The sequence below is a fragment of the Candidatus Harpocratesius sp. genome, from assembly GCF_054039255.1.
In genome coordinates this window covers 54,196-66,343 of record NZ_JBPLBG010000064.1, presented here as the reverse complement: position 1 = coordinate 66,343, position 12,148 = coordinate 54,196, and the positions used below count along the sequence as shown (strand labels likewise).

Here is a 12,148-nt window from a genome sequence, read left to right as displayed (position 1 = left end):
AAATTGAACATTGAACTATTCAACACCTATATCTTTCTAATTCTTGGATTTTTTCTTTTTCTATCCAATTATTGCGTAATCAAGACAAAATTGTTTTATATTTATTAGATTTCTCATGCATTTTATAAAATTTTGCAGATTTTGCCAATTTCTTTAGTAAAATCATAATTTGAAAAATAGAAATAAAAATTAAGAAAAAATAAATCGTATTCGACTTTGTGTTTTTATCTAACTACTTAAAATTACAAGATTTTTGTTCAAATTATTCATTTGATTCTTCAGAGTTACTAGAATTGTTATTTTCGCTTGCTTCAGCGCTTTCACTTGGATCCACAGCTTCAGATGCTTCAGAATCAGCAACACCTTCACCCATTTCACCTTCTTCGGCTTCATGTTCATGATGCTTCTGATGTTTCTTTGCCTTTACTGTTTTCCCATGCTCTTTTAACTCTAACTCAACTTCATCAAATTCTTCTTGATCGCTTACTTCAATTTGATCCGTTACTCCTTCAGGAATACTAATGACTTTCACTTTCCGAATTTGACATTCCCGAAGTGGATAAATTGTTTTCGCAATCTTCTTAATGTTTAACGCAAATTTGCCATATATCACACCTTGGATAAACTTTTCATGGGTCATATTTTTGGCAAATTCTTGTAAAACATCATGAATAATCTTCCGAATGGTTAATTTCTGAGATTTCTTCGCACGCCGACGGGTAACTACAAATGTACTCACACGGTAGACCACTCCATCAGCAGTTGTATAGTTGAAAATCCCATCCACTCGGCTTGAACCTCGATGAATCAAAGACCTTACAAAATCTCGAGTTAATTCATGTCCAAAGAAAACAGTATTGCAACGCTTTCCTTGAACTTCAACAATCTTGAATTTTAGTTTAATAGTTGTATGTTTAAAATTTTTAGTTAAGTCATACAATAAAATTTCGATGGTCCGCCCTACTAATGAATCGGGAGTGGATGACGGAATTTCCCCTAAAAATGCTTCCTTAAAGGCTTTTGGAGCAAAAACTTCATACCATTCTTTAGATTTCCAACTATCAATTGTTTTTCCTCGCGCACGCTTACCTTTTCGACCTTTATGAGCTCTACTTGACATATTTTTTTATCACCGTTCGCTTATCGGAGGAAAATCTTGATCTTCTCCGGATCATACTTAAAATCAGGGGGCAACACTCCCTTTCGCCGATAGTATTTCACTAAGCGACGTATTTTAGATTCTGTTCGATTTAATCCCTTTCGGGCTTCTAAATCTTTCTTATTTTCTTCTAAATGATGGCGGATATTTACCGCTTTTCGCGACAAAAATAGCACATCTTCAGGAATTTTCGGAAGGAGATCATTTTCCCTTAAAATTTGGGAAATCTTCTTACCAGTAATAATTTTTACTAAGGGAGTACCAAAGCCATCTCGCAATTCAAGCCCAATCCGAGACATAGATTCACCTCTCCTAGCTAATTCCACGACTTTTTCTTCAACCTCTTCAGCTGATTGAGGAAACCATGGCAAAATCTCCAACTGTGCTGGTCTTGTACTTCCTGAACATCCTTTCTTTCGTGAATGCATTCGGGCCAATAATGTTCACCTATTTAAATACCAAGTAGCTGAGTATAAATAGAACAACCTACAATGGTATAGCAGGAATAATGTAGCATAAAAGAAAAATTTTTTGAGTTTACGTGATCAAGATTTTTAAGGTTAATTTAAATTCAATTTCTTTCTTTTTTTTTTATGCATTCTTATACCTTCTCATACAATTTCATACATTCACATCTATTCTTATCAGATTTGATTTTTCTCTTTTATTTTTACGTATATTTAGAGATCATATTTAAATTTATTATATTTTGCATCTAAAAATAAAATCGATGGCTCGACGTCAGTCATTCCAAAATTTGCAGAATGAATTCATCCATATCTTTAGGTGCGCATAAGAATTAACTGTTTATACAAGTATTTTCCATAAAGGTGCACTTCTAATTTGTCCCATGTCTCCATAAGTTGATGAGTGATCAAAATTGACATTTGCAATAGTTCGCAGTAATTCGGATTTGTACATACACAATCGTTCCAATTTGATTGAGTTATTTCGATATATTCGGAGAAATCAGTAATAAAATTCCGAGGACTAAGTGAAGCTTTAGGATAAGTTGAAATTCCACATCAACCTCTATATCTTTTTTCATACAAGATTAATACAGGAGATTCGATAGAATACTTTTGTTTTTTAATAAATTGAAGCGCTTTGGGTGAAATAATCATAGTGAAAAAAAAGTATCTACCAATAAGGATATTATGATTTTGATGTTATCGTAGTGAAATCGATTCAATACTTATGATAAAATAGAAAAAATATATTTTTTAGAATACAAAGGTTATTTTACTGAATTTCATTTTGGTAACCCTTAGATACTGCTCATAATAATTCTTTTTTTGAATAAAAATTATCGTTTTTAAGAAAAATAGAGCTAAATATTCCTATAAGGATTACAATAGATCCCCAAAAAAAGGTTATAGAAGTTGATTCGTGAAGTAAAATGATTCCAAAAATTGTTGCAAAAATTGGTTCAAGTGAAATAATTATTGCAACTGAGATCGATGTAATTTGTTTTTGACCCCAAAACTGTGCTAAAAATGGGGTAATAGTAGTAAAAATTCCGATATAAAGTATCAATAACCAATGTTTTAAGGAAAGTGAACTAATATGAACAGATTCTCTGGTAATAAGCAAGGTAATTAACATGAATATATTAATCCAGAAAAATTGCACAAGAGTTATTGCAATACTATCATATTTTTGAGCATATTTTTCAAATAACACAATTTGAAAAGCAATTACAAAAGCTCCGATAAAATTTAATAATTCTCCCAACCCAAAATTGAAGGAATGACCAGATTTGTTATAAAACATGATAAAATAACCACAAATTACTAAAAAGATAGAAACAATGATTTTTTTATTTGGAACGGTCCGTAAAATTAACCATGCAAAAAAAGGAGTGAGAATAACAAAGGATACAACAACAAATCCAGCAGTTCCCGCAGAAATAATCTGTAAGGAAAAAGATTGCGCTAATAAACCAATAAAAAATACAAATGCGAGAATAAAGGAATGCAAAAATAGTAATTTGTCTATTTTTAACCGATTCTTAAGAAAGGGAAGAAGGAAGATGAAAGCAATCAACATTCGTATCCAACAAAGCCAAAATACAGGAAAATCACTTAAAAGAATTTTAAATACGCTGTAAAAAGAACCGTAAGAAATCGGAACACTTAAAATTGCCAGATAAGCCAAAAAAAGTGATTTTTTACCCATGAATTTCTATATTTACCATCTATTAAATGTTTTATATTATATGAAGACTTAATTCAATTATGATTCAGACTATCAAGTTTTGCACTGGAAATCCAAATAAGGTTAAAGAAGTGCAATCAATGTTTACAAATTCACTCCCAGAAATTTCTATCATTCAATATAAATTACCGTTAGTTGAAATTCAAGCAGAAACTTTAGAACAAGTGGCATTATTTAAACTTCAAAGTATCCAAAATAAAATAACACCGCCTTTTTTTATCGAAGATGCTGGTTTTTTTGTAGATGATCATTTACATGGATTTCCAGGTGTATATAGTCATTATGTCATGGATACTATTGGATGTGAAGGAATTTTAACATTATTGCAAGATAAAATAGAACGACGAGCACATTTTGAAGCTGTAATTGCATATATGGATGTAAATAACAATATTTTCTTATTTAAGGGAGAAAATGTGGGACAAGTATCTTTACAAAAACGTGGTACTTCTGGGTTTGGATTTGATCCAATTTTTATCTCTAATGATTCTCCTGGAAAAACCTTTGCTGAGATCGGTTTGGAAGAAAAAAATAAAATATCGCACAGACGGCGCGCATTAGAAAAATTTATTGATTACTTTAAATCTCATCTTTAAATAAGAGAGAAACTTATTCGCACAAAGAACTAAAATCATGAATAAAAAGAGAAAGAGTAAATTCAAAAAAAAATGGATAGATTTAATGGTTTTATTCTGTGTGACTAGTGTGAATAATTTATTTGTTTTTTCCTCTTGTAATCATCAGTAAAAAGATGAAGAACAAGACCATAAACAAGAATAGAAAAACCCATATGGTTGAAATTGCAGGAGACCATAAAAAGGCCAAGAATGTAAATGGAATTCCAAAAATTAATGTAAGAATAACCAAAGCAACGATATTTGTCTCCATATCCTTAAGATCCATAACTACAGGAATAATTACAGATAATGTTAATAATGTAGCCAGTATTTTATAGGCTATAACGATTCCAAATACGGCGTGACCTGTACTTTCAGCATCAAAGATTGGCAAAAAGAAATATTTTAATACAGGTATTGTTCCATTCTTCATATGTTCCAAACCAGGAAGAGCTGGTAAAACAGCTGACAGAATTAAGTTTATGATAATTCCCACAATTAACATTAAAGCAACATCATCTGCATCTTTAAATCCTTGTGCTTTATCTTTGATAATTATATCTCTAATAACTGCAAATAACCATAATACGCATAAAACAAGCATTGCGCCTAGCGCTCCAAAATCGAGCATATCGTTTTTAGTTACAATACTCCAAAGATAATTTGCAGGCAGAAGTGCGGCAATATATGCGATTGATCCATAATTATCGCCCCGTTTGAATAAATCATAGAAGAGAAAAACCAAGTAAATTAGACTAAAAGAAATTAGTAAGATTATCTGTTCAATTGCAAACGCCATAATGATCACTTTATCCTAGTTATAACATTAGTGAACTTCTTTATTAAATATTATAGCGCCTTTTATTAGCAAAAATAAAAAAGTGGCTTTTCTTTAGTTATTTATTTTGTGATCTTTGTTAATAAGAGAAATTTTTATTGGGAATTCTGCTTAATTTCAAACCATATGGAGTTGAAAAAAGAATTAATTGGTTTAAGAATCTTTATGGGATCTTTTTTTACTGAAATTGAAAAAACATTTGGGTCAAGTACTGTAAAGGCAATTCTTAATCGGATGGGACAGAAGCCTGCAGAAATTGTTGCTGATGATATTTTAAAGAAATATGGAAAAACAGCATCAGAACCATTTGATGTTCCATCAGCTGCATTTAGCTTATTCCAAAATACAATTACAAAATTATATGATGCAGAAGTAATTGGACATGAAGAACTTAAAGATCGATATATTATTCATATAAAAAACGAGTGTATTTACCGCCAAATTATTAAAAATCATGAAGAGTTAAAATTTGGTGATACATTATGCGAATTTACTTTTGGGTATTTTGAAACTGCAATGAAAAAACTTACTGGATTGAATGTTGAATATAAATATGACAAAAGCCAAAGCGACGATGATGCTTGTTCTGTAAAAGTTATATTTTATAAGAAATTTGAAGAGATTGAAAAAAAGCAACCTAATTCAAAGGAAATTCCTATAGTTAATATTATTGATAAAACAGAAAAATGAGATATTACGATATTATGTGAAAAAATATGATTCCATTTACCTTTTATGATGCATTAGCAGGTGATTATGAAACTCCAACCAAATTTGCGTTATTCGGAATTCCTTGGGATGCAAATTCAACTCATACTCATGGATGCCCAAGAGCAGCACCATATAAACTGCGAGAACTTACATCATTTCTTGGAAGAGCGACAGAATTGGAACAAGATATCACCCAATTTAATATATGTGATTTTGGTGATATAAAGGTTCTTTCTTCAAAACCAGAACAGACTCGAAAAAATATTATTGAATTTATCAATGAAATGCTACCGTGGAATACATGTAAACCGATCCCAGTCATGTTAGGAGGTGATCATTATTGTACGTATCCTGTAATTAAAGCACTTCACAGTCGACGTCAAGAAAAGCAAGAACCTTCATTTGGTGTCATTGTTTTTGATGCTCATTTAGATTATTATGACAAATGGTTGGATGAAGAAACTGATTTTCACTGTACGGTGACAAAGAGAATTGCAGATCTTCCCAATATGGGAGCAGAAAAGGTTATAATTCTTGGAGTAAGAGATATGGATATTCCAGAAATTGAAATGGCTCATCACGACAATCTAAAATACATTCCAGCGTACAAACTGCAAAATTATGAACAAATAGCCGCTGAACTGCAAAAAATATTACAACAATTTCAAAAAATAGGGTTATCAGAAATATATGTTTCAATAGATATAGATGTCCTTGATGGATCAAACACACCAGGAACCGGTTATAGTATTCCAGGTGGCATGACATATAGACAGTTATGGAACGCACTAAGATTCTTAGCATCTCATTTTCAAATTATTGGATTTGATTTGGTTGAAGTTGCACCTGATTTAGATCTCCCAACAAATCTAACCCAAATCACGGCTGTTAAACTCATAACAGAATTCATGGGATTTATTATTGAGCAAACCAGATTAAGCAAATAAAAGGAGAAAAAATCATAAAATGAAAGAATTACCAGAAGGTTTAATGACACGCCCAGTCGAGCAGATGGATGTTCCAGCCAGTCAAGATATTGTTAAAATGGTAGACTCATGGGACAATATGGGTTTTAATGCAAAAAGGTTAGCTAAAGCATGTAAAATCTATGAAGAAATGATTCGAAATAAGGAGTGCGTGAAATTTTTTGCATTATCTGGAGCTATGGTTCCAGCAGGTATGCAGAAAATAATATACGATTTTTTAGATCTTGGATTTGTGGATGTTTTAGTCACCACTGGAGCAAACCTAACCCATGATATTGTAGAATCATTAGGTGATCATCATCTACAAGGATTTTTAAGTGAATCACCCCAAACTAATGAATCTCTTCATGAAGAGGCATTAAATAGGATCTATGATGTATTCATGCCAAATCAAGTATATGAAAATATGGAAGATTGGCTGAAAACTTTTAAGATCGATCCAAAATCATCAGTAAAAGAAGCTTTATGGACTATCGGAGAACATTTACCAGAAGGATCAATATCATTATTAAAAAAATGTGCAGAAAAAAAAATCCCAGTTTTTTGTCCTGCAATTACAGACTCAGGATTAGGAATGCAGTTATCATTTCTTTATCCTGGTTTAAACTTGAATCATTTTTCAGATTTACAAGATTGTATTAACTTAGCATGGGACTCTGCTGTACCAGGAGTGTTTATTGTTGGAGGAGGTGTCCCTAAAAATTTTATATTCCAAGCTATGCAATTTTCCCCTAATTCTGCGAAGTTTGTTGTTCAACTTACAACTGATGTACAGGTTTCTGCTGGAGGCCTTTCTTCTGCTTCTTTAAATGAAGCTATATCTTGGGGGAAAGTAAATGCTCATGGAGATACTTCTCAAGTTCATATAGATGCCACAATTGCACTTCCTATAATTTTATCGTATCTAAAACAGAAAAAAAAACAAAACCTTATATAAATATGTTTTTTATTCACAAAAATAATTTTAGAGGTTTAAATTAATGCAAATAACGAAATTCACCTTTCATTTGACCCAGAATTTGTTAAACACGGATGACTTTTCCATTGTAACAAAATTACTGAATCAAATATTCATTAACAGGGAAAATAATCCAAATCTTCAAATTCAAATCCTATGCAGTGAAGAAGCAGTCTATATGATTCTTTTTCCTGAATTATTTCTTTCAAAACTAAAAGATCAACCAAATACAGAGATTTTTTTTAATCTTGAACATTGTAAAAGTCTTTTAAATGAAAAAAACACTCAAGATTTAATTTATCAAAATAAATCTTTTCAATGGATTAAAAGAGAATTATTTAATAAAGAAATTATTTTAGCAATACAAAATCCTAGCGTTTGTTATTTAAAGTTTTAATTGATGACTCAAGGAACGGGAATTAGCATGGAAAATAAAAAAATTCTTGCACTAGTAATTAATTCGCCTTATTCTACTCCTCTTTTACCTGAAAAAATTCAAATAATAAAGCACTTACTCGAACATCAATTTGAAATTGCTTTATTCTTTTACATCGATGGGATTCACCAACTTCAAACAGAACAGTTTCCCAGAAATTTTGCCAATATTGGTCAACAATACGCATATTTACATCAATTATATCCGGATCTACAATTCTATGCTTGTTCTCGTTGTACAGCTGCTCGAGGATATATTAATTTAAATCAATCAAATCTTGAAGAAGAATATTATATTTCATCAAAATTATTCCCTTTCGTTCAAATTGTCTCAATTCGTAAATTTGGAGAATTACTTGCCAAAGGGTATCGACTTCTCCAATTATAATGAAAAAGGCATAATAGTAAGAATAATAGTTATAATAATCAAAATAATAATTATAATAATAATGAAATCACCAAAAATATCTATAATATGAGGCAAATCAAATGATAATTCTATTGAAATCTTCTCCTTATGGTTCAGAATTTCCGTTAGCAAGTCTTTTTATTGGTTTCTCTACTGCTCAGCAAGCAATTCCCACAAAAGTAATATTTCTTGAAAAAGGGTTATATAATCTCTTTCCTGAACAAAATTCGGCAAATCATCTTGAAATACCCCCCATTTCAGATTTGATTTTACAATTTATCGGTTTAATTAGGTTTTATGCGATTCCATTGGACTCATCTGAAGGTGTTTTTTCAAAATCATGGTTTATGGAAAAAAAAAATATCTTACCTGGAATTAGAATCATTAACTATTCTGATTTAGTCGAATTTTTAGAAAAACAGCCAAAAAATGTGCTTATTTTATGAGTGATCAATGTTCAATTAGTGCAGAAGAATTAAAAAACCAATTTGGTTCAGAATCGACCTTTTTTCATCTTTATTCTCAAATTTTTATAGAGAACATTAACTCTCAAGAGTTTAAATCTTCTTATAGATATTGGACAAAAGAATTTGGCAATCTTTCAGCTCATTTAAACTCAGAGGAAATGAAATTGGAATTCTATTTACGAATTTCTTATTTTATTTGGATATCGCAGCAAATCATTCATGAAATTGATTCTACATTTGATTTCGATCAAAATTTACCTTTTTCTTTCGCATCATTTCAGTTTAATTTTAATTATCCAATTCAATCTTTAGAGAATAAACAGTTTTTTGCTAAAAAACCTTTAAACAATAAACTTCCAAATAATATGTTCGTAATTAAGAAATTTGCTGATGAAGATTTGTTTTCCCCACTTTTGACTGATCTACTTTCTTTAGATACTCTAGAAGAAAAAGGTATGTTCTTTACTCCTAACAGTATTGCCAGATTTCTGGTCTATCAACTAAATAGATTTGATGGGTTCACCTTAGAAAATGCGATTATTGATCCTACATGTGGTAGTGGGGCAATTCTACGAGTGATAGTTAGACAAATTCTTGATTTAAATATTCCTTTTTCAAAATTTCTTCATTATTTCAGCAATATTTTCGGAATTGATGAAAATCCTGCTGCTTTACTCTCAACTATTTTAAATCTTTGGATAATGATCACAAAGCACTATAACCATCAATATAACTTCAAACAATTGTATTCATACTTTAAGAAAAATTATTTTTGTTTAGATTTACTCGATATATCAGACAATAAATTGTTTTCAGAACGTATATTTCATATATTTCATATTGTTCCAACAGGTACTTCATTTCAATCATCAAAAATTCAAAAGAATAAACATAAACCAAATACTCGATATTTTTTTACTGCAATTGGTAATTTACCGTGGAATGTTTTGAATAATATCCGCACTCCAGCCCTTAAAGATAAAATTCTTTCTTTGGCTAAATATTATCAAATCGGGATGACTTGGAAAAATCAGTCTAATATTGAAATTGCGACTATTTTCTTTGAGATCATTCGTAGAACACTAGTTAAAGCAGGAGGAATAATGGCATTTCTGCTTCCAGCCAGTTTACTAACTGGCTCACAACATGCTAAATTCCGTCGTTTTTTAGGAATAAGTGAAATCTTGAGTTTCCAATTATTTCCTGATTTTTTTCCAATTCATTCAATGTTATTAATTTGCAGAACTAAATATGATAACACCTCTGAACTAGATAGTAACTTAAAATATGTTCCATTACCGATAAAATCAAGTAAAGTCACTTTTCTAGAAAAACAAAATACTGAAACAAAACATCCTAGCTTAAATTGGATAGAAGAATTTCTTGGAATATCATATCCAGCAACGTTTAAAATTTACAGAAATCAACCTTTAGTGGGAAAATATATTGTTAAAAGTCAATATCATTCCAAAATATCTATTTCTCCTTCAGATTATACAAAATTGGTTTATCGAGGATTTGATATTACACCTCGCAAACTACTTTTTATAGATTGTAATAGAAAGCATATCAAAGACCCAAAAAAAGAAGTGATTCAAATCTTTCCTATAAAATCAGGCTATAGTTCAACTCAAAGTACTCGATGGAACAATGTCACCTTTACACCTACCAAAATAGAGCGCGATTTTATCTTTCAACTAATAAAAAGTACCGATCTTATTCCTTTTAAAATTATTTCCCAACATTTTGCATTTCTTCCAATTAAATTGGAGAAAAAACGCTATCATGTATTATCTGAAAATCAACTACCGCCGTTGGCTAAAGAACATTTCAAAAGATTGAAAATTATTTATCAAAATAATCGCAATCAAAAAGCACGAAATACTTCATTGATTCAAAGTATTTCTTATGGAAATAAGCTTTTTAATCCTCATTTAACACAAAATATAAAGGTTATTTATCCTGTAGGTGGTAGTCGCTGTAAAGCAGCAATAATTCGAGATTCAAAACTATTGATTGATGTTACATTTTATTACTTAACTCCAAAATGCGAAAATGAAGCGTATTATCTTCTTGCTTGGCTTAATTCGAATTTCTTACAAGAAAATTTACATCGTGTTTGTTCTATTGGAGCAAATGGTTCAATACGAGTAATTCACTTAGCACCATGGCAATTTCCCCTACCTGAATATAAAAATGCGAATGATTATAATAAAATTGCAGAAATTGGGAAAAAAATGGAAACAAGGGTTTTTCAAATATATCATGAAAATAAAATCGATATAGATCTTACAAAATCGACAAATCTTTCAAATAATCATATCAATCATCGATATTCTTTAAGTAAAATCTATAAACTCCTAAATCAAGATGACTTATATCAACAATATCAAATTCAATTGAGTAAAGCGCTTCAGCATTTATTTACTACTTATGAAAATAGAACTTTATCCGTTTCACCAAAAGATCAGAATGGTTAAACACAGTAGATAGATGGCCATCATTAGGAAATGTTCTTAGCAGACTATGGGGAATATTTTCAGCAAGATTTTCAGCCATGAACAGAGGTAAGATCTGATCTTTTTCACCATGCCAAATCTCCACAGGAATATCTGAAGAAATTGAAGAAAGATTAAAATCCCAATTTCTTAAATATATCATTGCATCTTCTTTCACAGGTTTAGTTCCATTCATGAATGCTTCATACATTAAACGCGCATAAATTTCAACATTCTCCCAAACTTGAAAAATTTTTTGATCATTTTCAGGAAATGAACTAATGTCTTTTAGAGTAGATTTTAGTGCCTTTTGCCAAGTATTATACCTTCGAGTTAAGGTAATCCATAATCCAAAGGATAAAAGAAAGGGAAAAGAACGCCCAATAATAATGCCAATTTTGAACAAACGATCGATTCCTTGCAAGTTTGACTTTAAAGGTGCCACCCCAGATATTGTAATAATGGATTTCAAACGCTGAGGATTGATAAATTTACCACAAACAAGAGCATATGGTGAACCACCAGATATTCCCAATATTGAAAATTCGTTTAAGCTCAAAAATTGAGCCAACTTAGATACATCCTCTGCCCAGTCAATCAATTGTCTTGGAAAATAAAAAGTAGAATGCCCCATACCTGGTCGATTGGGGCTGATTATTCTAATTCCTTCCGCTTTGGCAATAGTATCTAAGAATTTTCCTTCCATACCACTTCCAGGAAATCCATGAAAATAGAAAAGTGGAATACCAAATGGATCACCAAATTCATAGAATGTAATATATCTCTCATCTGTTATTTGAAAGGAATGAGATTGTGGAAATTTATTCATTGTAAGTAATTCACTTAATTTTTT

13 protein-coding genes are annotated in these 12,148 nt (G+C 30.7%); 8 read left to right on the top strand and 5 right to left on the bottom strand.

Going from position 1 to position 12,148, the window contains the following annotated elements; all coding sequences use genetic code 11:
- Positions 1-262: 262 nt before the first annotated feature.
- From ACXLDF_RS14130 to ACXLDF_RS14120, 3 genes are all read right to left on the bottom strand, one after another.
- On the bottom strand, positions 263-1,120 hold the full coding sequence (locus tag ACXLDF_RS14130; RefSeq protein WP_457559187.1) for a 30S ribosomal protein S3ae: 858 nt from the start codon (positions 1,118-1,120) through the stop codon (positions 263-265).
- 20 nt (positions 1,121-1,140) lie between these two features.
- On the bottom strand, positions 1,141-1,596 hold the full coding sequence (locus ACXLDF_RS14125; protein ID WP_457559186.1) for a 30S ribosomal protein S15: 456 nt from the start codon (positions 1,594-1,596) through the stop codon (positions 1,141-1,143).
- 841 nt (positions 1,597-2,437) lie between these two features.
- Positions 2,438-3,337 carry a DMT family transporter gene (locus ACXLDF_RS14120; protein WP_457559185.1) on the bottom strand — a complete coding sequence of 300 codons (900 nt, stop codon included), beginning with the start codon at positions 3,335-3,337 and terminating at the stop codon, positions 2,438-2,440.
- A 59-nt stretch (positions 3,338-3,396) separates the two neighbouring features.
- Here ACXLDF_RS14120 and ACXLDF_RS14115 point away from each other — a divergent pair, with 59 nt between their 5' ends.
- Positions 3,397-3,972 (top strand): XTP/dITP diphosphatase, encoded by a 576-nt coding sequence (locus ACXLDF_RS14115; protein ID WP_457559184.1) that lies wholly within the window; start codon positions 3,397-3,399, stop codon positions 3,970-3,972.
- A 118-nt stretch (positions 3,973-4,090) separates the two neighbouring features.
- Here the strand turns inward: ACXLDF_RS14115 and ACXLDF_RS14110 are convergent, their stop codons facing one another.
- On the bottom strand, positions 4,091-4,792 hold the full coding sequence (locus ACXLDF_RS14110) for a hypothetical protein (protein WP_457559183.1): 702 nt from the start codon (positions 4,790-4,792) through the stop codon (positions 4,091-4,093).
- 165 nt (positions 4,793-4,957) lie between these two features.
- Here ACXLDF_RS14110 and ACXLDF_RS14105 point away from each other — a divergent pair, with 165 nt between their 5' ends.
- The 7 genes from ACXLDF_RS14105 (at position 4,958) to ACXLDF_RS14075 (ending at position 11,277) form a co-directional block, all read left to right on the top strand.
- Positions 4,958-5,521, top strand: a complete 564-nt coding sequence (locus tag ACXLDF_RS14105; protein ID WP_457559182.1) for a hypothetical protein — start codon at positions 4,958-4,960, stop codon at positions 5,519-5,521.
- A gap of 26 nt (positions 5,522-5,547) precedes the next feature.
- A complete protein-coding gene (locus ACXLDF_RS14100; protein WP_457559181.1) occupies positions 5,548-6,489 on the top strand; it encodes an arginase family protein in 942 nt (313 codons plus the stop codon).
- A gap of 19 nt (positions 6,490-6,508) precedes the next feature.
- Complete coding sequence (locus ACXLDF_RS14095) at positions 6,509-7,465, top strand: deoxyhypusine synthase family protein (protein ID WP_457559180.1); 957 nt, start codon at positions 6,509-6,511, stop codon at positions 7,463-7,465.
- Positions 7,466-7,508: 43 nt separating this feature from the next.
- Positions 7,509-7,883 (top strand): hypothetical protein, encoded by a 375-nt coding sequence (locus tag ACXLDF_RS14090; protein WP_457559179.1) that lies wholly within the window; start codon positions 7,509-7,511, stop codon positions 7,881-7,883.
- Between the two features lie 3 nt (positions 7,884-7,886).
- Positions 7,887-8,309, top strand: a complete 423-nt coding sequence (locus tag ACXLDF_RS14085) for a DsrE family protein (protein WP_457559178.1) — start codon at positions 7,887-7,889, stop codon at positions 8,307-8,309.
- A 101-nt stretch (positions 8,310-8,410) separates the two neighbouring features.
- Complete coding sequence (locus ACXLDF_RS14080; RefSeq protein WP_457559177.1) at positions 8,411-8,776, top strand: hypothetical protein; 366 nt, start codon at positions 8,411-8,413, stop codon at positions 8,774-8,776.
- Positions 8,773-11,277, top strand: a complete 2,505-nt coding sequence (locus tag ACXLDF_RS14075; protein WP_457559176.1) for an N-6 DNA methylase — start codon at positions 8,773-8,775, stop codon at positions 11,275-11,277. The genes ACXLDF_RS14080 and ACXLDF_RS14075 overlap by 4 nt, the downstream gene beginning before the upstream one ends.
- On the opposite strand, the gene ACXLDF_RS14070 is transcribed toward ACXLDF_RS14075, so the two are convergent.
- Positions 11,225-12,124, bottom strand: coding sequence for an alpha/beta fold hydrolase (locus ACXLDF_RS14070; protein ID WP_457559175.1), 900 nt, complete (start codon positions 12,122-12,124; stop codon positions 11,225-11,227). The genes ACXLDF_RS14075 and ACXLDF_RS14070 overlap by 53 nt on opposite strands.
- Positions 12,125-12,148 lie beyond the last annotated feature (24 nt).